The 22,109-nt window shown below is 62.8% G+C and carries 23 protein-coding genes; 14 read left to right on the top strand and 9 right to left on the bottom strand.

Going from position 1 to position 22,109, the window contains the following annotated elements; translation table 11 throughout:
- Positions 1-927 carry a pca operon transcription factor PcaQ gene (gene pcaQ / locus AC1DIJ_RS03925; protein ID WP_112386673.1) on the bottom strand — a complete coding sequence of 309 codons (927 nt, stop codon included), beginning with the start codon at positions 925-927 and terminating at the stop codon, positions 1-3.
- 93 nt (positions 928-1,020) lie between these two features.
- Between pcaQ and pcaD the strand changes: the two genes are divergently transcribed.
- The 11 genes from pcaD (at position 1,021) to AC1DIJ_RS03870 (ending at position 10,965) form a co-directional block, all read left to right on the top strand.
- Positions 1,021-1,830, top strand: a complete 810-nt coding sequence (gene pcaD / locus AC1DIJ_RS03920) for a 3-oxoadipate enol-lactonase (RefSeq protein ID WP_112386672.1) — start codon at positions 1,021-1,023, stop codon at positions 1,828-1,830.
- The gene (pcaC, locus tag AC1DIJ_RS03915) at positions 1,827-2,231 is read left to right on the top strand and encodes a 4-carboxymuconolactone decarboxylase (protein WP_112386671.1); all 405 of its coding nucleotides are present in this window, start codon (positions 1,827-1,829) and stop codon (positions 2,229-2,231) included. The genes pcaD and pcaC overlap by 4 nt, the downstream gene beginning before the upstream one ends.
- A 9-nt stretch (positions 2,232-2,240) precedes the next feature.
- Positions 2,241-2,990 carry a protocatechuate 3,4-dioxygenase subunit beta gene (gene pcaH, locus AC1DIJ_RS03910; RefSeq protein WP_112386670.1) on the top strand — a complete coding sequence of 250 codons (750 nt, stop codon included), beginning with the start codon at positions 2,241-2,243 and terminating at the stop codon, positions 2,988-2,990.
- A complete protein-coding gene (gene pcaG, locus AC1DIJ_RS03905) occupies positions 2,990-3,604 on the top strand; it encodes a protocatechuate 3,4-dioxygenase subunit alpha (protein ID WP_112386669.1) in 615 nt (204 codons plus the stop codon). The genes pcaH and pcaG overlap by 1 nt, the downstream gene beginning before the upstream one ends.
- Positions 3,605-3,791: 187 nt before the next feature.
- Positions 3,792-4,961, top strand: coding sequence for an acyltransferase family protein (locus AC1DIJ_RS03900; RefSeq protein ID WP_112386668.1), 1,170 nt, complete (start codon positions 3,792-3,794; stop codon positions 4,959-4,961).
- A 93-nt stretch (positions 4,962-5,054) separates the two neighbouring features.
- A complete protein-coding gene (locus AC1DIJ_RS03895) occupies positions 5,055-6,104 on the top strand; it encodes a 3-carboxy-cis,cis-muconate cycloisomerase (protein ID WP_112386750.1) in 1,050 nt (349 codons plus the stop codon).
- Between the two features lie 127 nt (positions 6,105-6,231).
- Positions 6,232-7,404 carry an ABC transporter substrate-binding protein gene (locus tag AC1DIJ_RS03890; protein WP_112386667.1) on the top strand — a complete coding sequence of 391 codons (1,173 nt, stop codon included), beginning with the start codon at positions 6,232-6,234 and terminating at the stop codon, positions 7,402-7,404.
- A 230-nt stretch (positions 7,405-7,634) separates the two neighbouring features.
- A complete protein-coding gene (locus AC1DIJ_RS03885) occupies positions 7,635-8,498 on the top strand; it encodes a branched-chain amino acid ABC transporter permease (protein ID WP_112386665.1) in 864 nt (287 codons plus the stop codon).
- 1 nt (position 8,499) lies between these two features.
- Complete coding sequence (locus tag AC1DIJ_RS03880; RefSeq protein ID WP_310290149.1) at positions 8,500-9,507, top strand: branched-chain amino acid ABC transporter permease; 1,008 nt, start codon at positions 8,500-8,502, stop codon at positions 9,505-9,507.
- On the top strand, positions 9,504-10,268 hold the full coding sequence (locus tag AC1DIJ_RS03875) for an ABC transporter ATP-binding protein (protein ID WP_112386664.1): 765 nt from the start codon (positions 9,504-9,506) through the stop codon (positions 10,266-10,268). The genes AC1DIJ_RS03880 and AC1DIJ_RS03875 overlap by 4 nt, the downstream gene beginning before the upstream one ends.
- On the top strand, positions 10,249-10,965 hold the full coding sequence (locus AC1DIJ_RS03870; protein ID WP_112386663.1) for an ABC transporter ATP-binding protein: 717 nt from the start codon (positions 10,249-10,251) through the stop codon (positions 10,963-10,965). The genes AC1DIJ_RS03875 and AC1DIJ_RS03870 overlap by 20 nt, the downstream gene beginning before the upstream one ends.
- A 3-nt stretch (positions 10,966-10,968) precedes the next feature.
- Here AC1DIJ_RS03870 and AC1DIJ_RS03865 read toward each other — a convergent pair whose 3' ends face one another.
- Positions 10,969-11,454 (bottom strand): GNAT family N-acetyltransferase, encoded by a 486-nt coding sequence (locus tag AC1DIJ_RS03865; RefSeq protein ID WP_112386662.1) that lies wholly within the window; start codon positions 11,452-11,454, stop codon positions 10,969-10,971.
- A 116-nt stretch (positions 11,455-11,570) separates the two neighbouring features.
- Between AC1DIJ_RS03865 and AC1DIJ_RS03860 the strand changes: the two genes are divergently transcribed.
- Positions 11,571-12,338, top strand: coding sequence for an SDR family oxidoreductase (locus AC1DIJ_RS03860; protein ID WP_112386661.1), 768 nt, complete (start codon positions 11,571-11,573; stop codon positions 12,336-12,338).
- Here the strand turns inward: AC1DIJ_RS03860 and AC1DIJ_RS03855 are convergent.
- The 4 genes from AC1DIJ_RS03855 to AC1DIJ_RS03840 form a co-directional block, all read right to left on the bottom strand.
- Positions 12,335-14,014: an ABC transporter permease gene (locus tag AC1DIJ_RS03855; protein WP_112386660.1), complete on the bottom strand. Its 1,680-nt coding sequence runs from the start codon at positions 14,012-14,014 to the stop codon at positions 12,335-12,337. The genes AC1DIJ_RS03860 and AC1DIJ_RS03855 overlap by 4 nt on opposite strands.
- Positions 14,015-14,025: 11 nt before the next feature.
- Complete coding sequence (locus tag AC1DIJ_RS03850) at positions 14,026-14,985, bottom strand: ABC transporter substrate-binding protein (RefSeq protein ID WP_112386659.1); 960 nt, start codon at positions 14,983-14,985, stop codon at positions 14,026-14,028.
- Positions 14,978-16,087 (bottom strand): ABC transporter ATP-binding protein, encoded by a 1,110-nt coding sequence (locus tag AC1DIJ_RS03845; protein WP_112386658.1) that lies wholly within the window; start codon positions 16,085-16,087, stop codon positions 14,978-14,980. The genes AC1DIJ_RS03850 and AC1DIJ_RS03845 overlap by 8 nt, the downstream gene beginning before the upstream one ends.
- 125 nt (positions 16,088-16,212) lie before the next feature.
- Positions 16,213-17,391, bottom strand: a complete 1,179-nt coding sequence (locus AC1DIJ_RS03840) for a DUF3095 domain-containing protein (RefSeq protein ID WP_112386657.1) — start codon at positions 17,389-17,391, stop codon at positions 16,213-16,215.
- Between the two features lie 123 nt (positions 17,392-17,514).
- Between AC1DIJ_RS03840 and AC1DIJ_RS03835 the strand changes: the two genes are divergently transcribed.
- Complete coding sequence (locus AC1DIJ_RS03835; protein ID WP_112386656.1) at positions 17,515-17,994, top strand: class I SAM-dependent methyltransferase; 480 nt, start codon at positions 17,515-17,517, stop codon at positions 17,992-17,994.
- A 3-nt stretch (positions 17,995-17,997) separates the two neighbouring features.
- Here AC1DIJ_RS03835 and AC1DIJ_RS03830 read toward each other — a convergent pair whose 3' ends face one another.
- On the bottom strand, positions 17,998-18,462 hold the full coding sequence (locus AC1DIJ_RS03830) for an Rrf2 family transcriptional regulator (RefSeq protein ID WP_112386746.1): 465 nt from the start codon (positions 18,460-18,462) through the stop codon (positions 17,998-18,000).
- Positions 18,463-18,590: 128 nt separating this feature from the next.
- Between AC1DIJ_RS03830 and AC1DIJ_RS03825 the strand changes: the two genes are divergently transcribed.
- Positions 18,591-19,496, top strand: a complete 906-nt coding sequence (locus AC1DIJ_RS03825; protein WP_112386655.1) for an NAD(P)/FAD-dependent oxidoreductase — start codon at positions 18,591-18,593, stop codon at positions 19,494-19,496.
- On the opposite strand, the gene AC1DIJ_RS03820 is transcribed toward AC1DIJ_RS03825, so the two are convergent.
- Entirely contained in the window at positions 19,493-20,371 is an 879-nt protein-coding gene (locus tag AC1DIJ_RS03820; protein ID WP_112386654.1) for an FkbM family methyltransferase, read from the bottom strand. The two genes, AC1DIJ_RS03825 and AC1DIJ_RS03820, sit on opposite strands and share 4 nt — an antisense overlap.
- The gene (locus tag AC1DIJ_RS03815; RefSeq protein WP_112386653.1) at positions 20,371-22,089 is read right to left on the bottom strand and encodes an adenylate/guanylate cyclase domain-containing protein; all 1,719 of its coding nucleotides are present in this window, start codon (positions 22,087-22,089) and stop codon (positions 20,371-20,373) included. The genes AC1DIJ_RS03820 and AC1DIJ_RS03815 overlap by 1 nt, the downstream gene beginning before the upstream one ends.
- Positions 22,090-22,109 lie beyond the last annotated feature (20 nt).

Below are 22,109 nucleotides of genomic sequence, written 5' to 3'. Positions count from 1 at the left end.
TCAGGTCTTCGCCGAAACCTCGTCTGCCGCCTCGCGGATCGTCTGCATCAGGATCGACAGCGGCAGAGACGGGATCGCATCGGTGCGCATCGTCAGGCCGACCGGGCCTTTCGTCTCGCTGGTATCGATCGGCAGCACCGCCAGAACCCCATCCTCGATATCCTTGGCGACGACGCCGGTCGAGATGATCCAGACCGCATCGCTCGCACGCACGAAAGCGCGGCCGAAGCTGTCTGAAACGGTCTCGATCTGGTTCGGCAGGCTCGGCACACCGTTGGCGATCAGGAAACTCTCGACGAAGGGCCGGATGATCGAAGCCCGCGTCGGCATCAGCACCGTGTAATCGGCGAGCGCTGCAAAATGCGATTGCCGGGTCTTCAGCAGCGGATGGCCGGCGCGCACGGCAAAGACCACCTGCTCCGAATAGAGATGCTCGAAGGAGAAGCCGGTCATCTTCTCCGGCCCGGCAAGACGGCCGACGACAAGATCGAGATCGCCGACGCGCAACTGCTCCAGAAGCACGGCGTTTTCGCCGGTGACGATCTTCAGCCGGCTCCAGGTATTCTCCTTGAGAAACAGCTCCATGGCCCGCGGCATGATGCGCGTCGACACGGTGGGCAAGGCCCCGACCCGGATCGGCGGTGCGTCGCCGACACGCTCCTGGGTGACGGAATCGAGCCCCTGCCGCAGCGCTGTCAGAGCAGCACCGGCATGCTTCAGAAATACTTCGCCGTAACGGGTGATCTTGATGCCGCGGCCGTCGCGCTCGAAGACCTCGACGCCGAGAACCTCCTCCAGCTCACGGATCGTCTTAGTCACCGCGGGCTGGCTGACATGCAGCAGCTCGGCCGCCTTCATCACGCTTTTCTGCCTGGCGACCTCGACAAAGGTTTGCAGATGGCGGAACTTTATGCGGCCGTCGATCATCGATCACATAACTCCGGAGTTATCGGAAAGCCACGAAATATCATTTTACCTAACCAGATTAAACCTTCAATTTCCTGTCCGGAGGAGTTTCCAGTGCAGTTTGCCCGCGTCAACGACATCGCCATTCACTATCAGGTTATCGGCGGCCCCGCCGACAAGCCGGTCCTGGTCTTTGCCAATTCGCTGGGCACCGACTTCCGGATCTGGCGTGATGTCGTCGTCCGCCTGGCAGGCGATTTCGCCATCCTGCTCTATGACAAGCGCGGCCATGGCCTTTCCGATGTCGGCCAGACGCCCTATTCGATCGAGGACCACGCGTCCGATCTCATCGGCCTGCTCGAAACGCTGGATATCAAGAAGGCCATCATCTGCGGCCTGTCCGTCGGCGGACTGATCGCGCAGTCGCTCTACCAGCAGCGTCCCGATCTCGTCAGCGCGCTGATCCTCTGCGACACCGCGCACAAGATCGGCACGGCCGAGAGCTGGAACAACCGCATTGCGGCCGTCGAGCAGAATGGCATAGCCAGCATGTGCGACGCGATCATGGAGCGCTGGTTCACGCCGGCCTTCCGCCGCCCTGAGAACGCCGCCTATGACGGCTATTGCAACATGCTGGTCCGCCAGCCGGTGGCCGGCTACGCCGCGACCTGCGCTGCCGTGCGCGACGCCGACTTTACCGAAGCGGCAAAGACCATCGCCGTACCAACGATCTGCATCGTCGGCGCTCAGGACGGATCGACACCGCCAGACCTCGTCAAGTCGCTGGCGCAACTGATCCCCGGCGCGCGCTTCGAAATCATTCTCGATGCCGGCCACATCCCCTGCATCGAGCAGCCCGAAGCGCTGACGTCAGTCATTCGCGCATTCATCGATTTCGCATTGCATGGAGAAAAGAGCCCATGAGTGACAGTTCGCGCGCCTCCGAGCGCTACAAGCAGGGCATGGCGACGCGCCGCGCCGTGCTCGGCGACAGCCATGTCGACCGTGCCGAGGCCGGATCGACGGATTTCGACAAACCGTTTCAGGACCTGATCACCGAAGCCGCCTGGGGTCATGTCTGGTCGCGCCCAACGCTTTCCAAGCGCGAGCGCTCGATCGTCACCATCGCGCTGCTCGCCGCTCTCGGCCAGGACGATGAAGTGGCGATGCATGTGCGCGCCACAGTCAATACAGGCGCCAGCCGCGACGATGTCTGCGAGGCGCTGCTGCATGTGGCGATCTATGCCGGTGTTCCGGCGGCCAATCACGCGATCAAGATTGCCAAGCAGGTCTTCGAACAGATGGACGCTGATAAGGCGGCATAAGAGGAAGCCATGTCCGACATACCGAACCGCAAGCCCGAAACAGGCGCCTTTTTCGCCCGCGACCACGCCTGGCATCCGCCTGCCTTTGCGCCGGGATACAAGACCTCGATCCTGCGTTCGCCGCAGCGCGCCCTGCTGTCTCTCGACGGCACGATCTCCGAGATCACCGGCCCCGTCTTCGGCCACGGCATGATCGGCGAACTCGACAACGACCTGCTCCACAATTATGCCAAGCCCGGCGAGAGCGCGATCGGCGAGCGCATCATCGTTCACGGCCAGGTGCTGGACGAGCGCGGGCGGCCGCAAACAGGCGTGCTGGTCGAGTTCTGGCAGGCCAATGCCGGCGGGCGCTACCGCCACAAGAGGGAAAGCTATCTGGCAGCGATCGACCCGAATTTCGGCGGCTGCGGCCGGGCGATCACCGACGAGGAAGGCCGATACTATTTCCGCACCGTGCGGCCCGGCGCCTATCCTTGGCCGAACGGCGTCAACGACTGGCGCCCGGCACATATCCATTTCTCGGTCTTCGGCCACGGCTTCTCGCAGCGCCTGATCACCCAGATGTATTTCGAAGGCGATCCGATGATCTGGAAGTGTCCGATCGTCAGCACGATCCCCGACAAGGCGGCGATCGAACAGCTGATCGCCCCCATGGATTGGGGCAACACCATTCCGATGGATAGCCGCGCCTACAAATTCGACATCGTGCTGCGCGGCCGCCGCTCGACGATGTTCGAGAACAAGCTGGAGGGCAACTGATGGCCCAGGAAATCCGTTACCTCAAGGAAACGCCATCGCAGACCGCGGGACCCTATGTCCATATCGGTCTCACGCCGAATTTCTGCGACATATCAGGTGTCTATGACGGCGACCTCGGCACCGCGATGGTCAACGACAAGACGACGGGCGAGCGGATCACCGTGACGGGCCGGATCTTCGACGGTGCCGGCGCTTTGGTGCGCGATGCGGTGATCGAGATCTGGCAGGCCGACAGCGCCGGGCTCTATAACAGCCCCTCGGAAATGCGCGGCGCCGCCGATCCGAATTTCACCGGCTGGGGCCGTTGCCCGACCCGGGCGGAGGACGGCGTCTACAGCTTCGAGACCATCAAGCCCGGCAAGGTGCCGTTCAAGGACGGGCGCAAACAAGCGCCGCACATCACCTTCTGGATTGTCGCACGCGGCATCAATCTCGGCCTGCACACCCGCATGTACTTCCCGGAAGAATCGGAAGCCAACGCTGCCGACCCGCTGCTGCAGCGGATAGAGCACCGCGACCGCGTGGCGACACTTATTGCCGCACGCGATGGCGCAACCTATACGTTTGACATCCGCCTGCAAGGAGAAAACGAGACAGTCTTTCTCGATATCTGACAAGCTTTACTGCCGCTGGATTTTCGCCTGATCTCGGAAATCCGGCAGCAGCCGGCTTTCGTTAAGCACGCGCAATTCAAAATACAACCGGGAATGTATTTTCCATGCTGCATCCGCGTAAAGCGGGTTGGCTTTCATGCTGCGCCGCGGTATGAAACGGACGGGCTGAAACGTTGATGGTGGAAACATGCAGAAAACTTTCGGACACGTCCTGGCGGCGCATAGGGGCCTCGGTCCAGGTTTTGATTTCTTGCGAATCGCGCTCGCTTTTTCAATTGTCCTCGCGCACTCCTTCCTACTGACCGGCAATGACGAATTCTTCCGCTCCACGCCACTGTGGTTTGCGGAATATGCGCTGGTGCCGATGTTCTTTGCGTTGAGCGGCTTCCTGATTGCAGGCAGCGCCCAGCGGCTGAGTCTCAAGAACTTCCTCCTGAACCGCGGGCTGCGTATCGTGCCGGCGCTTGCCGTCGATATCGTCGTCTGCGCCCTGATCATCGGCCCGCTGCTGACGCCTGTCGCGCTCAGCGCCTATTTCTCAAGCGCCGATTTCTTCAAATATTTCCTGAACATCATAGGCTGGATCCACTACAGCCTGCCGGGCGTCTTCGAGAACAACCCGACGCATCGCGTCAACGGCGCATTGTGGACGGTTCCCTGGGAGATCTTCTGCTACATCATCATGTCCGGCCTGATGATGACCTCGATCATCTCTTCCTGGCGGAAGACGGCTCTGCTGACCGCAGGCTTCATCGTCGCCGGTCTTTTGATCCAGGCCTTGGGACCGCACCTGCCCTACCGCGTCAACCTGGTGCTCGGCACGATCTTCGTCAGCCGCGGCGCCCAGCTGGTCTTTGCCTTCCTGCTCGGCATTCTTGCCTATCAGCTGCGTGACGTGATCCCGCACAGCCGCACTTTGCTTGCCGTCTGCGCCGCGATTGCGATTGGCGCGGTCTTCGTGCTCAACAGCTCGTCGATCGAGACGGTACCGAACCGCATCATCGTCATCCCGGCGCTGGTCTACATCACCACCTTCATCGGGCTGACACCGGTGCCGTTGCCCTCCGTCTTCCACAAGGGCGATTATTCCTACGGCGTCTACCTCTATCACGACCCCTTCCTGCAGATCCTGATCGGCCTGGCGCCGGGTGTCTTCCTGGTGCCGGAAACCGGCGCGCTGGCGCTTTATGCGATCGGCATCTGCGCAGCGATGGCGGTGGCAGTGATTTCCTGGCACATGATCGAGAAACCCATCCTCGGCATGCGCAAGAAGTTCTCCTTCGTCGCCAAGGCCCGTGGCGTCGATGAGACCAGCGAACCGAATATCCTGCCTGTCGAGAAGCCAGCCAAGGCATAGGCTTGAGGTCTATCGGCTATTGACGTCTCGACGGGCTCAAGGCTTTCTGCCGCCATAAGGCGGCAGCGGCCGGCCATGAAAGAAGAGACGACAGTGAGCGCAACGGCCTTCGACCACCCCTTCCTCTCCGGCCTTTTGGGCGATGAGGAGACCTCAGCTTATTTCACCGCGGAAGCCGATATCCGCGCCATGCTGCAGTTCGAGGCGGCGCTGGCGCGCGCTGAGGCGGCTCATGATGTCATACCCCTGCCCGCTGCCGAAGCCATTTCCGCCGCATGCACAAGCTTTGCCGCCGATATCCCGGCCCTGCGCACTGCCACCGCCCGCGATGGCGTCGTCATCCCCGAGCTGGTACGCCAGCTGCGCGCCGCTGCAGGCGAGGCCGGCCATCACGTCCATACCGGGGCCACCAGCCAGGATGTGATCGACACCAGCCTGATGCTGCGGCTGAAGCCCGTCGCCTTCATTTTTGCGGCACGGCTCACCGCCATCGAAGTCAGGCTTGCCGCTTTGGAAACAAGCCTCGGTGCAAAGCCTCTGATGGGCCGCACCCGCATGCAGGCGGCAATCCCGATCACCGTTGCCGACCGGCTGCTCGCCTGGCGCACGCCCTTCGACGGCTATCGCGAAAGGCTGACGGATTTGCGCTTCCCGCTACAATTCGGTGGTGCTGCCGGCACGTTGGAAAAACTTGGCGGCAAGGCGGCCGCCGTGCGCGGTTCGCTCGCCCAGGAACTGGGCCTCACCGACCTGCCGCAGTGGCAGAGCCAGCGCGCCTTCATCGCCGAATTCGCCGGACTGCTGTCGCTTGTCACAGGCAGCCTCGGCAAGTTCGGCCAGGACATCGCGCTGATGGCGCAGGCGGGGGACGAGATTGCGCTGAGCGGCGGCGGTGGCTCGTCGGCCATGGCGCACAAGCAGAACCCTGTTGCCGCCGAGACGCTAGTGGCACTGGCGCGCTTTAACGCCACGCAAATCTCGGCGATCCACCAGTCGATGGTCCATGAGCAGGAACGCTCCGGCGCGGCCTGGATATTGGAATGGCTTGTCCTGCCGCAGATGGTCGTGGCGACCGGGGCTGCCCTTCGTCTTGCACGCGAGCTTGCGGACAACATTCAGAGGCTCGGCGCCGCGAATTCATAACCGTTCGATCATGAATTCTGGCATTTATTTCATTTTACATTACCGTTTCGCATGACAAACTAGCGCGAAAAGTTTTAGCTGCGAGCTAATACGGCGCTGGAGTACGCCGAAAAAGGGAGAGAGAAGAATGAAGAAGCTGCTTCTGGCCGCCGCTGCGGCCATGCTCATGGGCTCGGGCGCCTATGCGGATACGATCAAGGTCGGCGTTGTCGGACCCTTTTCCGGTCCGTTCGCCCTGCAGGGCAAGAACTTCAAGGCAGGCATCGACGCCTATATGGCGACCAATGGCGCCAAGATCGGCGACAACACGGTCGAGGTCATCTATCGCGACCTGCCCGCCGCTGATCCGGCGCAGTCGAAGGCGCTTGCCCAGGAACTGGTCGTCAAGGAAAAGGTCCAGTATCTGGCCGGCTTCTATTTCACGCCTGACGCCATGGCCGTCACCCCGATCCTGAAGGAGGCCAACACACCGCTGGTCATCATGAACGCCGCGACGTCGGCGATCGTCACCAAGAGCCCGCTCGTGGTACGCACCTCTTTCACGACATGGCAGACCTCGACGCCGATGGCACAGGTCGCCTTCGACAAGGGCGTCAAGAAGGTGATCTCCGTCGTCAGCGACTACGGCCCCGGCGTCGACGCGGAAAATGCCTTCAAGGCCGGTTTCGAAAAGGCTGGCGGCGAGGTCGTGGAAGCGATCCGCATGCCGCTTGCGACCAACGACTTCAGCCCGATCATGCAGCGCATCAAGGATTCTGGCGCGACCGGCGTCTTCGCCTTCCTGCCGTCAGGCCCGACGACGCTCGGCTTCGTCAAGGCTTACAACGAAAACGGCCTGAAGACCGGCGGCATCCAGCTCTTTGCCCCCGGCGACCTGACACAGGAATCCGATCTTCCGGCACTCGGCGACGCGGCGCTCGGCATGCTGACCACCTTCCATTACGCGGTTTCCCACGACTCGCCCGAGAACAAGGCCTTCGTCGAAGCCGCCGGCAAGACGATCGGCAACCCCGCCGAACTGACCTTCCCGGCTGTCGGCGCCTATGACGGCATGCATGTCATCTACAAGATGATCGAGGCAACCGGCGGCAAGCAGGACGCGGCAAAGGCTGTCGAAGCGGTGAAGGGTCTCGCCTGGGTGAGCCCGCGCGGACCTGTTTCCATCGATCCCGATAGCCGCCACATCACGCAGAACATCTACCTGCGCGAAGTCGCCAAGGATGCCGACGGCAAATACATCAACAAGGAAATCCAGACCTTCGAAAAGCAGGGCGATCCGGGCCTTGCCGCTGTGAAGTGAGGATTTCGACTTCGACGTTGTGCCGTGAGCCCCCTCACCCTACCCTCTCCCCGCTGGGGAGAGGGGAAGCGACCGTGGTGCTCCAATTTCCCTTCTCCCCATCGGGGGTCCGAAGGACGGGTCGAGACGAGCGGCTCGACCCCGGGGTGGCCCGAAGGGCGGATGAGGGGGCCACGCGGCGCAAGGGCTGCTAGTCGCCGCTCGTATAGAACAAGGACCACACCAAACCCATGCAAACCGTCTTCAGCATAGCCGTCGATGCGCTGGCCTATGGAATGGTGCTGTTCGTGATCTCGATCGGCCTGTCCGTCACCATGGGCCTGATGCGCGTCGTCAATCTCGCCCACGGCGCCTTTGCCATGATCGGCGGCTATATCGCGTCCTATGCGGTGCGCGATCTCGGGCTTGGCTACGGCATCGGCGTCATCGCCGCCGTCATCGGCACGATCATCATTGCCATCCCGATCGAACGCTTCCTCTACCGCCGCATCTATGGCGCGCCCGAGCTGACGCAGGTGCTGATGACGATCGGCATCACCTTCTGCATCATCGGCATCGCCAACTATGTGATGGGTCCGACGCTAAAGACCATTCCGCTGCCGCAGGGGCTGCAGGGTTCGGCCGATCTCGGTTTCCGCACCATCCCGATTCATCGCCTCTTCGCGATCGTCTGCGGATTGGGTGTCGCCATCGCGCTGTGGTTCACGATCGAACGGACGAGTTTCGGGGTGAAACTGCGCGCCTCCGTCGACAACGCATCGATGGCGGCGGCCCTCGGCGTGCGCACCGAGATCATCTACGCGCTGAGTTTCGCGGTTGCCGTTGGCCTTGCCGCGTTCGGCGGCGTTGTTGGGGCGGAGCTGCTGCCGGTCGAGCCCTACTATGCGCTGCGCTACATGGTCACCTTCCTCGTCGTCGTCTCCGTCGGCGGCGCGGGATCGATCCCAGGCGCGCTGATTGCCTGTCTCGTGCTCGGCGGCATCGATACGACAGGACGCTACCTGATGCCTGAGTTCGGCGAGTTTTTCTTCTATCTCGCCGTCATCGCCATCATCTGCATCTTCCCGCGTGGTTTTGCCGGGAGGACGAAATAGGATGACGCTCGCCATGAACACTGACACGGCCGCCGCTGCCGCACGCCGCCATCGCTCGGCGGGGAGAGACTTCGCCGGCGTTGCGGCAATCATCGTGCTTGCCGCCATCGGCTATCTGCTTTTCCCTGATAATCTGGCTTTGCTGACCCGCATCATCGCCATCGCGCTGCTCGTTCTGTCGCTCGATCTCGTGACCGGCTATTGCGGCGTGGCGACCCTCGGCCATGCAGCCCTCTTCGGTTCCGGCGCTTATGCCGCCGGTATCGTCTCGGCCCATTACGGGATCACCGATCCGCTGCTGATGGCGCTTGCCGGTATCGCCGGCGGCGCGATTGCCGGTCTGATCTGCGGCGCCGTCATCCTGCGCGCCCACGGCTTGCCGCAGCTGGTTCTGTCGATCGCGCTGATCAACCTGTTCCATGAATTCGCCAACAAGGCGTCCTCCTGGACCGGCGGCAGCGACGGTCTCTCCGGTATTTCGGCCGATCCGGTGCTCGGCTATTTCGAATTCGATCTCTACGGGCATACCGCCTATATCTTCGGCGTTATCCTGCTGCTCGCCGTCTTCATCCTGCTTCGCCTCCTGGTGCGCTCGCCTTTCGGCATGCTCTGCCGCGGCATCAAGGAAGACCCGTTGCGCATCCGTGCCATGGGCGCATCGCCGAAGGCTGCGCTGATGAAGATGTATGTCATCTCGGGTGCGGTGGCCGGCATCGGCGGCGCGCTGACGGCGATCTCGACGCAGGTGGTCGGCCTCGACAGCCTGTCCTTCACGCTCTCGGCCGAAAGCCTGGTCATGCTCGTGCTCGGCGGCACCGGCTCGCTGTTTGGCGCACTCTCCGGCACCGTCATCTTCATGCTGTTCGAGGACTACGTCTCAGCCGCCAACCCGTTCCACTGGCTGACGATGGTCGGCGCACTGCTGATCGCCGTCGTGCTCTTCGCACCAAAGGGGCTCTACGGCACAGCTGCTGCCGTCCTCTCTCGTCGCAAGGAGGCAGGCGAATGAGCGCCGTATTCGAAGTCGCCAACCTGAAGAAATCTTTCGGCGGCCTTGCCGTCACCAACGACGTGTCGATTGCAATGCATCCGGGCGACCGGGTGGCGCTGATCGGGCCGAACGGTGCCGGCAAGACCACCTTCGTCAATCTGGTCACCGGCAATCTGGCCCCCGATTCCGGCGAAGTCCGCCTCGGCGGCGAGACGGTGACGAAGGTCGATGCGGCCGGGCGCGTGAAACGCGGTCTGGTCCGTTCCTTCCAGGTGACCCGCCTTTTCCAGGAGATGACGCCAGCCGAACATGTCGCACTTGCCATCCTGCAGCGCGACGGGAAGACCGGCCGGATGTTCGGAAACTTCCTGTCGATGCCCGGCGTCATGGACGAAGTTGCGGGCATGTTGCAGACGCTGGGGCTGACAGGCCTCATGCACCGCAAGGTCAGCGAGATCGCCTATGGCCAGCAGCGCCTGCTGGAGATCGCCGTCGCCATGGCCTTGGAGCCGAAGGTGCTGCTGCTCGATGAACCCGCCGCCGGTGTGCCGCAGAGCGATACCGGCCGCATCGAACAGGCGCTGGCCGATCTGCCTGCCGATCTCGCGGTGCTGATGATCGAGCACGACATGGACCTCGTCTTCCGCTTCGCCAGGCGCGTCATCGTGCTTGCCGCCGGCGCCATCATCTTCGACGGCTCGCCCGCCGACGTCACCAAGGATGCCCGCGTGCGCGAGGCTTATCTCGGGAGCTATGCCAATGCCAGCCACGCCGCTTGAGGTGGAAAACCTGTCGGCCGGCTACGGCCCGACCCGCGTTCTCGAAGGCGTGTCCTTTTCGGTCCCGGCAGGCGCCCGCCTCGCCGTGCTTGGCCGCAACGGCATGGGCAAGACGACGCTGCTCGCTACCCTTGCCGGGCAGACGAAACGCTATGACGGCCGCATCCGGCTGGGTTCGACCGACGTGACGGCGATGCCGAGCGCCGCACGCGCGCATCAGGGGCTGGGCTTCGTGCCCCAGGCGCGCTGCGTCTTTCCGACACTGACCGTCGAGGAAAACCTCTTCGTCGGCCTCAAGGGACGCCCGAAGACAGCGCTCGACGAAGCCTACCAGATGTTTCCGCGCCTCAAGGAACGCCGCCGCAATCTCGGCAACCAGCTTTCCGGCGGCGAGCAGCAAATGCTCTCCACCGCCCGCTCGATCCTCGGCCGCCCTTCGGTGCTGCTGCTGGACGAGCCACTCGAGGGCCTGGCGCCCGTCATCTGCGAGGAACTGATGGCTGCCTTTGCCGAACTCGCCAAGACCGGAGATATGACAATCGTTCTGGTCGAGCAGCGCATCCAGAGCGCGCTCGATTTCGCCGACCAGGTCATCATCCTGGAACGCGGAAGGCTCGCCTGGAGTGGCACGCCGGCAGCGCTGTCTGAGGATCATGGTTCGGTGGAACGGCTGCTCGGCGTAGGTGGGCTGCACTAACGCTCAGCTCGCGGAAAAGCCCTCGTCATATGTCACCTCGCCCGACGGTGTGTCACCGCTGAAAGTCGCTGCCTGAAAATACTCGGCCGGGACGCCCGGAAGCGTTAGTTTCGCATCTGCCTGGAAGCCGAAGCGGCTGTAGAAAGCCGGATCACCAAGCAGAACGCAGCCTCTGGCACCAAGCGCCAGGCCCGCGTCCATCAGCGCGCGTCCAATTCCCTGTCCCTGCCATTCCGGTGCAACGGCAATAGGGCCGAGCCCGTACCAGCCGAGATCGGCGCCATCGATCGCCACTGGGGAGAATGCAACATGGCCGACGACATTCCCTTCATCTTCGGCAATCAGTGAGACACTGAGCTTACCGCGGTCGCGTAAGGCGTCGACAATCGCCGCCTCCGTCTGACTGCTGAATGGCATCGGCGCAAAGGCACGGGTTATCAGCGCCCGGATGAGCGGAATATCGGCTGCGGTTTCTTCGCGAAGCTTCATCGCTGTCCTCTAATAGCAGCAAATCGGGTAGCAAATAGCAACACTTGCGTCAAAGCCGCGGCTTGCATTGGCGAGCCGACTCCTCTTTGATCGCAGGCCAAAGAGGAGTATCCCGCTTGTCCTTCCCCCTATTCGACCTCACCGGAAAACGTGCGTTGATCACCGGCTCCAGCCAGGGCATCGGCTATGCGCTGGCACTCGGGCTGGCCGAGCATGGGGCGTCCGTGGTCATCAACGGCCGCAACGCCAGCAAGGCTTCGGAGGCGGCGGAAGTGATCCGGGGCAAGGGTCATCATGCGCTGAGCGCCGCCTTCGACGTTACGGACGCGCAGGCGGCGCGCGGCGGCATTGCCTATATCGAAGAGGAAATCGGGCCGATCGATATCCTCATCAACAATGCCGGCATGCAGTTTCGCACGCCGCTCGAAGATTTTCCGGTCGAGAAGTGGGACGAGATCTTCAAGACCAATGTCTCCAGCGTCTTCTATGTCAGCCAGCCGGTCGCCAAGGCGATGATTAGCCGCGGACGCGGCAAGATCATCAACATCGCTTCGGTTCAGGCCGAACTCGCCCGCCCGAGCATCGCGCCCTATACGGCGACGAAAGGCGCGGTGAAGAACCTGACGCGCGGCATGGCGACGGATTGGGCCAAGTACGGTCTGCAGGTGAACGCGATTGCGCCCGGATATTTCAAGACGCCACTGAACCAGGCGCTGGTCGATGATCCGAAATTTTCCAGCTGGCTGGAAGGGCGCACGCCGGCCGGGCGCTGGGGCAATGTCGAGGAGCTGGTGGGTGCTGCGGTATTCCTGTCCTCGGAGGCTTCGTCCTTCGTCAACGGCCATATGCTGATGGTCGATGGCGGGATCACCACCAGTCTCTAATCGGCGGCGATATTTCCGCGCCGCATCAGCCGCATCAGGATGAGCGGCAGCAGCGTGGTAATGCAGATGGCGATGAAGGCCATGGCCATGCCGAGGCCGATCGAACCCTGCTCGAACTGCCGCCAGATGAAGGTGGCGATCGTCTGCATTCCGACCGGGGCGACGACGACGGATGCGACAAGCTCGCGCGAGGCCAGTGCAAAGACCAGCAGCATCGAGGAGGCAAGGCTCGGGAAGACCAGCGGCAGCAGAATGCGCCGGAAGGCCACGGTGCCGCTGGCGCCGCAGACGCGGGCGGCGGCTTCCAGATTGTCACCGATCTGCTGGAAGGCGGCTGCGGTGTAGCGCACCGGCTGCGGCAGCAGGATGCAGCAATAGGCGAGCAGCAGGATGAAGCCGGTATTGTAGGGCGTGAACGGCAGGCCCGGCATGTTCCAGGCGAGGATCAGCCCGACAGCGACGACGATGCCGGGCAGCGCGTTCGGCAGGATGGTCATGATATCGATCACCATCCGGCCCCGCATCTTCGTCTTCACGACGGTATAAGCGGCGGTGACGCCGACGAGGCCGGTGATAACAGCCGTGCCGATGCCGAGCGAGAAACTGTTGATCAGCGCGGTGACGGCACCGGCACTGTTGCTGAAAACGGCGATGAAATTGTCGAGGCTGACATTGTCGAGCGCAAGACCGCCGGAAATGGTGCGCGCCAGCGCGGTTGCAAGGATCGCCAAAAGCGGCACGCCTGTCGCGAGGAAAGCGACAACGGCAAAGCTGATCATGACCGGGACCTTCAGCGCGCCGAGCGGCCGCTTGTCTTTCGCGGTCGGCTTGCCTCCAACCGTCTGGTAGGAGCGGCGCGCCAGAATCCAGCGCTGCAGCAGGAAGGTGGCGAGCGACATGGCGACGAGCACCAGCGAGAGGATCGCAGCGCCCGGCAGATCGATCGGCCAGTCGGTGACGCGAAGGTCGATGCCCGTCACCAGCACCTGGAAGCCGACCCGGCGGCCAAGTGCCGCGGGCGTGCCGTATTCTTCGATCGCTGCGGCGAAGACGAGCATCAGGCTGGCCGTCAGGCCGGGTGCGGAGAGCGGCAGGGTGATGCGCCAGAAGGCGCGCGCCGGGCTGGCGCCGAAAACACGGCCGACATCGGCATAGCGGGCACCGACGGCCTCGACAGTGCGCGACACCGCGAAATAGACGACCGGGAACGTGTTGAAGGCCATGACCACGGTCATGCCGGCCAGCGAGAACAGGAAGGGCGCCAGGTTGAAGCCGGCAAGCTGCTCAAGATAGCCGCGCGGCTGCAGCGTCATGATCCAGCCGAGTGTGGCGATATAAGGCGGGATCATGAAGGGGACGAGTAGCACCACATCCCAGAGGGTCGCGAAGGGGATGCGGTAGAGGGCGCGAAAGACGCCGAGCGGCACGGCAACGAGCGCCGAAGCCAGGACGACGCACGCGCCGAGCAGGATGGTATTGCCGCCCATTCGGATCAGCGAGCTATCGGCAAGCGTCGCGTAGAGCGAGGAGAAGGGGCTCCCAAACGAGCCCCGTCCAAGTTGGGGAAAGATGCCTTGCAGGACGACGGCGATGAAGGGAACGGCAACGACGAGGATGAGACCCGCTGTTGCCAGCCAGGCGGCCGGAGCCGTGCCGCCGATGCCGTTCGCTTTCATCTCGTCAGACCTTACTTGGCGCCGTAGAGTTCTGCGAAGGACTTCAGCGTTTCCTTACGCTTGCCGTAAACGGCGGCCGTATCATACTTCAGGAGCTTCAGATCGCTGATCAGCGGGCGGGCAGCCGCAATATCGGTGCGCGACGGCATCAGCATCTCACCGGCAACGAGCTTCTGGCCTTCGTCCGAGAGCATGTAGTCGATGAACTTCTTGGCATCGTCCTGGTTCTTGGACCAGTTCATGATCATAGCCGGGCGCGGCGCGATGACGGTGCCCGAAGCCGGGAACACGACTTCGATATTCTCGCCCTTCTTCTGGGCGGCAAGCGCGATGTAGTCGACCGCGCCGAAGACAACGGCCTTGGCACCCTGCAGAACCGGGTTGAGGGCGTCAGCATTGGCACCGGCGATGATGGCACCGTTGGCCTTCAGATCCTTGAACAGCTTCCAGTCGTCTTGGCCACCGAGAGCGGCGGTCAGCTCGAAGGACGAGCCAGACTGCGCGGGATCCGGAATGTTGACGAGGTCCTTGTATTCAGACTTCGCGAGATCGGCCCATTCAGACGGCTTTGGCGTGCCGCTCTTCGAGTTCCAGACGATGCCCAGAGCCGAAATGCCTTGCGCAACGGCGCCTTCCGACTTCAGGAAATCAGGAACCTTGGCAGCGTTCGGGCTTGCATAATTGACGAGCCAGCCGCGCTTGGCGAAATCGTTTGCCGTATCCCAGGAAGCCGAGATGACGACATCGACGACCGGGTTTGCAGCTTCGGCTTCGATACGGGCCATGACCTTGCCGGTCGTTGCCTGGAAAACATTGACCTTGACGCCGGTCTGAGCGGTGAAGCCAGCCGACAGCTTGTCGATCAGGCTCTGCGGGCCAGCGGTGTAAACGGTGACGTCGGCATGGGCGACGCCCGCCATAAGCGCGGCAGCAACCACGCCAAAAGTGATGCTCTTCAAAGACTTAAACATTTTCGAGTCTCTCCTGTTTTGAATTATCGGCAGTCTGTTCAAAAAAGCGGATCTGCGTGGGATCGACGGCAAGGCCTATGCGTTCGCCGGGGCGCAGCTTGAGACGGCTGAGCACCTGCAGCTCGACGCCAGGCAACCCGGCGAGCGAAACCGTGGCCAGATGGCCGTCGCCGCGAAACTGCGAACGCAGCACTTCGGCGCTCAGACGATCGGGGGCGTCTCCAGATGCGGAAATCCCGGCGGTCGGGATCAGGATGCGGGCGCTGCGCGCCGCCGCCTCTTCGGCCGGCATTAACGCCACATCGCTGTCCTTGAAAAACCAGATCGCACCGCGGCGCTCGATATCGGCCAGACAGCCGAGCCGCAGGAAGTCGGCAACCTCAGGCGTCGCAGGGCGCTCGATCAGCATATCGGGTGAAGCAAGCTGCTCGATCAGCCCGCCGCGCATCACCGCAACGTGATCGGCAAGCGTCAGCGCCTCGCTGTGATCGTGGGTGACGTAGATCGCCGTCAGCCCCAATGTCGCAATCAGATCAGCAAGCTCACCGACCATGTTTTCGCGCAGCTCGCGATCGAGGTTCGAAAGCGGCTCATCGAAAAGGATCAGCTGCGGCTCGGCAACGATGGCACGGGCGATCGCCACGCGCTGCTGCTGGCCGCCGGAAAGATCGCTCGGACGGCGGTCGGCAAAGGCTGCAAGCCCGACCTTGTCCAGCGCCCGCATCGTCCGCTCCCGGCGCTCGGCCTTTCCGACGCCGCGCATTTCAAGCGGAAACGAGACATTGCCGCCAACCGTCAGATGTGGCCAGAGCGCATAATCTTGGAAGACCATGCCCAGCCCGCGGCGCTCCGGAGGCACGAAGGTGCCCTCGCCTGCAACGCGCTGCCCGGTAATGGCGATATGGCCCCTCGTCGGCGCCAGCAGGCCGGCGACAAGCCTGAGCAGCGTGGTCTTGCCGCAGCCTGATGGGCCAAGCAGCGCCAATGTCTCACCCTTGCGAAGAGAGATGTCGATCCCCTTGAGGATGCGCGTCTGCCCATAGCTCAATTCGAGCCCGGCCGCGGAAACGGCGGTATTCGACGGAATTGCGGGGGCGTTCATGGGGAACCGGATGTCGCTTCAGAAATTACGGCGACATTTAGGCAGGCCGGATGACAGCTTTGCGACAGTTCGATTTCAGTTTCATGACAATGGGTTGATGCGCTCTTGGACGCGAGGTCCGGTGGTCAGCGATCCAGCAATTCGATCGGCCCCAATGTCTTGCCCGATATCTTGCTGGCGGCGACCGCATAGCCGCCGCTGGCGCCGTCGATGAAATGGATGTGGTCGCGCGACATCGGCGTCGGCACGAAACAGGTCATCAGCGCCGAATCCTGCCGGTGCAGGCCGTAACGGGCGATCCCCTTGCTCTGCGCCTCCTTGAGCAGGGCTTCGATCCGCTCGAACCGCGCGCTATCGACATCGATCGTCATTTTCAGTCCGTCGTCGAATTTGCGGAAATCGGAATTTCCGGCGACGTCGCGCTTGTATTGACGCGCGTCGAACCTGCCGAAGGGGATGCACAGCTTGAAGAAAATCACGGTCAGTGCCAGCTGCAGCATGATGAACAGTTTTTGGCGCCATTGCCTGCCAGCCGCCGCGGTTGCCTTGGCCTCGCGCTCGATGCCCTTCCTCGAGAAAGACAGGTCCGGGCCGTCTGCAGGCACTGGATGGCCGCCGCGGCCTTGTTCCGACGAGATGGCGACGATGGCGGTGACCAGCGACTGGAACTCCGGACCGGAGCCCGCTTCACCGGGAACGGCGATGATCGAGACGATTTCCCCGTTCTCGGCCTCGATCGGGTTCCAGCGGCAGGAGAGACCGGCCAAATCCGGCCGGGTGCCCGCGGGGGCTGCGGCAACGCCGTAGCGTCCCGATTTCATCTGCTTTTCGGCCCAACTGTTGCCCCCGCCGGCAAACATTGCGTAGGTCACGTAGGGGCTTGCCGAATAGCGGGCAACGCGCACATCCAGCCCTTCCTTGCGGATATCGGCAACGGGAACGATCGCGGTCCGCAGGTCGAGGACGAGATCTTCCCTCACCCAGACCTGGACCGCGGCAAGTGCCGCGCGGGCAGCATCCTCATGCGATGCAGGCAGGGCGATCATCGCACCGTCGCCGCCGAAGACGAAGGGAAAGTCACCCTTTCCGACAGCGTTCAGCACGGCGGAAATCACCGAAGCGCCCGCCATGTTGACGTCCTTGTAGCGCCCGTCACCGATCGCCTTGGTGGAGCCGACGATGTCGGCCAGCGCCAGGATCCATCCCTCGGGCAGGGGGCGGTAATTGCCAGTATCGGCCACACCCTTGAACTCGGCAAAGACCGGCACGGAAGCAAAGAACTGATCGTTGGAAGCGGCGCTCATGACCCGACCTTATCACAGACAGTTGTAGCGGCGGCAACGCCATTTCAGGAGTTACGGCAATCGACTTCGCACAGTTTCGTGTGATAGCACCGCAAGATAAATGAATGACGGACAAGGACATAGATGAGCCGCCTCGACAGCTTCATCCGCCGCCTGACGGCTCAGCGCGATATCTTGAATTCGATCGTCGGTCTGGTCGGGCCGCTTGAGGGCCCGGTCATCGAATTCGGCCTCGGCAACGGACGGACCTACGACCATCTACGCGAGATTTTCGCCGGCCGCCGCATCATCGCCTTCGACCGCGAGGTCCGCTCCTATTCCGCCTCGACGCCGCCCGCCGAAGATATGGTGACCGGCGATATCCGCGAGACGGGGCAGCGTTTTCTCGGCGTCAACGCGGCGCTTGCGCATGCCGATATCGGCACCGGTCACGACGATATCGATGCCGTGACCCTGACCTGGCTGCCGCAGCTGATGGCCGGGGTTCTGCGCTCCGGCGGCATTGCCGTCTCCGGCCTGCCGCTCGACCGGCCTGAACTCGATCCCCTGCCGCTGCCTGACGGCATCAAATCCGGGCGTTATTTCCTCTACCGCCGCACATAGCTTTCAGTCGCTACAGATCTCCGGCATTGGGCCGGACGCGCCGAGCTTCGCGTAGCGGCGCTCGAATTCGCCGGCGAGATCGCCGAGCGTCACCGCTTTCAGCCGGGCGAGGATCAGCGCCTCGGCCTCCCGCAAGGTGTCGCCGACGGCATTGTTGACCGCCTGTTCGACCAGGCATTCCGGATGATCGGATGCCGGACCGATGGCGAACAGCTCCGGCTCGCCGATCGCCTGATAGACATCGAGCAGGGCGATCTCGGACAGTGGCTTGACCAGCGTCCAGCCACCATGATGACCCTTCTCCGAGCGCACATATCCCTGATCCCTGAGCCCCGCCATGGTGCGGCGGACGACAACGGGATTGGTGCTCAGCATCCCGGCGATCATCTCGGATGTCACCGGTTTCTGATACCGATCCATGTGGAGCAGCACATGCAGCATGCGGGACAGGCGGCTGTCACTTCTCATCATCATCCTCGTATGCGTCTACTCCGCACTATCCCATGCCATTCGTAACAACACAAGTGACGTAGGACTTGACGACATCATTTCACGTAACTTATGTAGATGCGTGAAATGCAAGAAGGAGCGACATCATGCATTATGAAGCAATCGTCATCGGCGGCAATTTTGCCGGGCTCTCCGCCGCCATGCAGCTCGCCCGCGCCCGCCGCAGCATCCTGCTGATCGATGCCGGGCGTCCGCGCAATCGCTTCGCCGAGGCATCGCACGGGTTTCTCGGCCAGGACGGCATGACCCCGGCCGCGATCATGCTGGAGGGCAAGCGCCAGCTTTCGGCCTATCCGACGGTGAGCTTCGCCGAAGGGGAAGCGATCACCGCCGAAAAGACCGGTGGCAAATTCAATGTGGTGCTGGCGGATGGACGGCAGTTCAGCGCCGACCGGTTGCTGCTGGCGACAGGCGTCAGGGATACGCTGCCGGATATTCCGGGGCTTGCCGCACGCTGGGGCCGCTCGGCGCTTCATTGCCCCTATTGCCACGGATACGAGGTGCGCGATCGTGCGCTCGGCGTGCTCGGCAGTCATCCCTTCTCGATTCACGCGGCGCTGCTGATCCCGGATTGGGGTCCGGCCACCTATTTCTCGCAGGGCCTCGTCGAGCCTGATCAGGAGCAGCTGGCGCAACTGGCGGCCCGTCAGGTTCGCGTCGAAAGCAGCCCGATCGTCGAATTCCTCGGCACCGCGCCAGATCTCGAGGCTGTCAGGCTTCAGGATGGCCGTGTCGTACCGCTCTCGGCGATCTTCGTCGCGCCCAAAGTATCGATGGCCACCCCGCTTGCCGAACAGCTCGGCTGCGAATTTGGCGATGCGCCGCTTGGCCCTGTCATTCGTCTCGATGAGCGCAAGGAAACCACAGTGAAAGGCGTCTACGCCGCAGGCGACGCGACGAACCCGATGCACAACGCCACACTGGCCTCAGCCTCCGGCGTGCTTGCCGGCGTCCATTGCCACCACTCGCTGGCGCTGGGTATGGCGCATTAGGGTAGAAACAGCACGTCGTACTGGTCGATACCGCCGGGCAGCTCGCGCACTTTCATCTGCTGCTCGCCCTCCTCGAAAAACACGAGGCAGTTCTCGTAGAAGGAAGCCAGGGTGGAGATGAAATCGCGGGTCTGATCCGGGCCGTAAAAGAGCGGCGTGAACTCCATGTATAGAGGCACGCGCCGCTTCATCAGCTCGGTCATCGAGCGGCAGGCGACGGGCTCGTATCCCTCGATATCCATCCAGACCAGACCGACGGCGCTCTGTTCGAGGCCGAGATCGCCAAGGATTGCCGCGACCGGGCGGACGGGAACGCTGATCTTGATATCGGACGGGCTCTGTCTAATCGCGCTGCTCTTGCCATGATTGGCGGCGTTCATGAAGAAGTCGATCTCGCCTGCCATCTCTCCTGCGGCACAATTGACCGGTGTGACGATCCCGTCCAGCCGGTTCTGGCGGATATTCGTCTGCAGCAGGGGAAAGTTGCGCGGATCCGGCTCGACGCTGACAATGCGGGAATAGGCGCCGCTCAGCGCGAAATAGACGGTCTGGGTGCCGATATTGCCGCCGAGTTCCAGCAGCACGCTGTCTTTGCGCGACAGGCCGCGCTCCCGGAGCACGGCCAGCAACCGGTCGACATGATCACGCTCGAAATGCCCCTTCCGGAAGACCTTGCGGCCGATATAGTCGGATGGCGAAAAGGTCATGCGGTGGTCGCCGGCATCGACGGTCATCGTCAGTACCCGCGGCCCGATGCTTTCGATCAGCAGACGGCGGCCAAGGCGGGTATCGAAGAAGCGGGCAGCAGTGGCATTGCGCATCTTGCGAAGCCGCTTGATCCAGTATTTTTGCGTCAGCAGCGCATTGGCGGCCATCAGGCTTTTCCTTGCAGCGGCAGCGCCGCCTTGTCCTTGGGAATCACGAAGACCTTCAGCGGCAGCGCCCGGCCGCGGACGTTGATCTCGTGGCTTTCGATGCCGGTCATGTCGGCGCCGGCGCGCTCGGCGACTGGTTCGGAAATGACGATCGCCGCGTCGAATTCCTTGGCGGCATGCTCGAGGCGGCTGGCGACGTTGACGGTATCGCCGACGGCGGTCAGGCTGCGGACGCGGCCGTATCCCATCGTGCCGACGACTGCCGGACCGGTGTGGATGCCGATAGCGATCTGCAACGGGATCGACAGCTCCTCGGCCAGTTCATGACCGAGCTTCTCGATCTCTTCGGCGATGGTCGCGGCCGCCTTCAGCGCCTGCCTGCAGCCCTCTTCCGGCGAGGTGTTGATGCCGAACAGCGCCATGGCGCCGTCCCCGATGAACTTGTCGACGCGGCCGCCGGCCTGCTCGACAGCCTTGCCGACCAGCGCGAAATAGCGGTTCAGCAGGAAGACGATATCGAAGGGAAGACGGGGCTCCGTCAGCGCCGTGAAATTGCGCATGTCGCAGAAGAGTACCGCGATATCCCGCTCGCGGCCGGGGCTCGTTTCCTGCGTGTTGGCAGGTAGAGTCGCCTCCGTTGCCGGGATCAGCAGCGGCACGACGGTCAGGTCATGGTTCGGCCGCAGCTGGCAGGCAAGCCGGACATCCGGGGCGGCATTGATCCGCCGGAGCGTCGTCTGTTCCATTTTGTCGGGTGGCGGCAGGCTCTCATAGTCGCTGAGGATCTGCACGCGGCAGGTGGAACACTGCCCTTTGCCGCCGCAGACAGAATAATGCGGCAAGCCGCCAAGACGGCTCGCCTCCAGCACGGTGAAGCCGCGCGGCACATGGATGGTCTCACCAGCCGGGTAGTGGACGGCGATCTGATCGGTGGCTTCCTTCCATTTGCGCAGGCTGCGGGCGAGGACGACCGAGAGCAGCGCCAGCGAAAAGCTGCTGTAGAGACCGGCGCGGATCAAGGCGATCTGCCTTTGCGCTTCCGGGTCGGAATAGTAGCGGCGGTTCAGGTTCTGCAGATAGTGGCCGGTATCGACGAGACCCTCATAGGCAGGCTCGGCGATCGTCCGGCCCATTTCGGCAAAGCCGAGAAGGGCGAGCACCGGAAGCAGGATTGCCAAAGCCAGAAGCAGCGGCGAAAAAGCCTGATACCACGGGCGATAGCGCAGCCAGAAATGCAGGCCGATGCATCCGTGGGTCCAGACGACGACGACCGCAAGTGCCTGGCGCACACCCGAACTTGGCGAATTGATCCACAACAGACTGACGATCGTTTCGTAGTTGTCGGAGTAGTGAAACAGCTCGTGGACGATGCGCGTGCCGATCACATGGTCCATGATGATCAGTGGTATGGCCAGGCCGAGGGCGATCTGCGCCAGCTCACCCTTTGGCATGACGAGGCTGCGCCGGATATAAAGCGAGCGCAGCGCCAGCGTCATGTGGGTGAGGATGGCGCCATAAAGAGCAACCGTCCCGACCGGGTTACGCCACAGCATCATGAACAGCCGGCGGCCATCTTCGGCGGCTCCGACCGAAATCAGGCCGAGCGCATGGTTCGACAGATGCAGCGTCACGAACAGGAACATGATCAGCCCGGCGCCCAGCCGGGCACGCCGGATGTTCCGCTCGGTGAAAATGCTTGTGTCTGCGACGGCGGCCATTCATTCCCGTTCTTGAAGAT

The sequence above is a fragment of the Rhizobium sp. 10N427 genome, assembly GCF_056394605.1.
Note: the sequence above shows the minus strand (reverse complement) of the source record. Positions and strands in the feature narration are given on the sequence as shown.

What these genes read in the sequence shown, in the direction of transcription:
- AC1DIJ_RS03865 (WP_112386662.1), bottom strand. Translation starts at nt 11,454, where the DNA reads ATGAAGCTTCGCGAAGAAACCGCAGCCGATATTCCGCTCATCCGGGCG.
- AC1DIJ_RS03825 (WP_112386655.1), top strand. Translation starts at nt 18,591, where the DNA reads ATGCATTATGAAGCAATCGTCATCGGCGGCAATTTTGCCGGGCTCTCC.
- AC1DIJ_RS03820 (WP_112386654.1), bottom strand. Translation starts at nt 20,371, where the DNA reads ATGGCCGCCAATGCGCTGCTGACGCAAAAATACTGGATCAAGCGGCTT.
- AC1DIJ_RS03875 (WP_112386664.1), top strand. Translation starts at nt 9,504, where the DNA reads ATGAGCGCCGTATTCGAAGTCGCCAACCTGAAGAAATCTTTCGGCGGC.
- AC1DIJ_RS03830 (WP_112386746.1), bottom strand. Translation starts at nt 18,462, where the DNA reads ATGAGAAGTGACAGCCGCCTGTCCCGCATGCTGCATGTGCTGCTCCAC.
- AC1DIJ_RS03855 (WP_112386660.1), bottom strand. Translation starts at nt 14,014, where the DNA reads ATGAAAGCGAACGGCATCGGCGGCACGGCTCCGGCCGCCTGGCTGGCA.
- pcaH (WP_112386670.1), top strand. Translation starts at nt 2,241, where the DNA reads ATGTCCGACATACCGAACCGCAAGCCCGAAACAGGCGCCTTTTTCGCC.
- AC1DIJ_RS03845 (WP_112386658.1), bottom strand. Translation starts at nt 16,087, where the DNA reads ATGAACGCCCCCGCAATTCCGTCGAATACCGCCGTTTCCGCGGCCGGG.
- pcaC (WP_112386671.1), top strand. Translation starts at nt 1,827, where the DNA reads ATGAGTGACAGTTCGCGCGCCTCCGAGCGCTACAAGCAGGGCATGGCG.
- AC1DIJ_RS03870 (WP_112386663.1), top strand. Translation starts at nt 10,249, where the DNA reads ATGCCAGCCACGCCGCTTGAGGTGGAAAACCTGTCGGCCGGCTACGGC.
- AC1DIJ_RS03900 (WP_112386668.1), top strand. Translation starts at nt 3,792, where the DNA reads ATGCAGAAAACTTTCGGACACGTCCTGGCGGCGCATAGGGGCCTCGGT.
- AC1DIJ_RS03850 (WP_112386659.1), bottom strand. Translation starts at nt 14,985, where the DNA reads ATGTTTAAGTCTTTGAAGAGCATCACTTTTGGCGTGGTTGCTGCCGCG.
- pcaG (WP_112386669.1), top strand. Translation starts at nt 2,990, where the DNA reads ATGGCCCAGGAAATCCGTTACCTCAAGGAAACGCCATCGCAGACCGCG.
- AC1DIJ_RS03815 (WP_112386653.1), bottom strand. Translation starts at nt 22,089, where the DNA reads ATGGCCGCCGTCGCAGACACAAGCATTTTCACCGAGCGGAACATCCGG.
- AC1DIJ_RS03880 (WP_310290149.1), top strand. Translation starts at nt 8,500, where the DNA reads ATGACGCTCGCCATGAACACTGACACGGCCGCCGCTGCCGCACGCCGC.
- AC1DIJ_RS03885 (WP_112386665.1), top strand. Translation starts at nt 7,635, where the DNA reads ATGCAAACCGTCTTCAGCATAGCCGTCGATGCGCTGGCCTATGGAATG.
- pcaQ (WP_112386673.1), bottom strand. Translation starts at nt 927, where the DNA reads ATGATCGACGGCCGCATAAAGTTCCGCCATCTGCAAACCTTTGTCGAG.
- AC1DIJ_RS03835 (WP_112386656.1), top strand. Translation starts at nt 17,515, where the DNA reads ATGAGCCGCCTCGACAGCTTCATCCGCCGCCTGACGGCTCAGCGCGAT.
- AC1DIJ_RS03840 (WP_112386657.1), bottom strand. Translation starts at nt 17,391, where the DNA reads ATGAGCGCCGCTTCCAACGATCAGTTCTTTGCTTCCGTGCCGGTCTTT.
- AC1DIJ_RS03890 (WP_112386667.1), top strand. Translation starts at nt 6,232, where the DNA reads ATGAAGAAGCTGCTTCTGGCCGCCGCTGCGGCCATGCTCATGGGCTCG.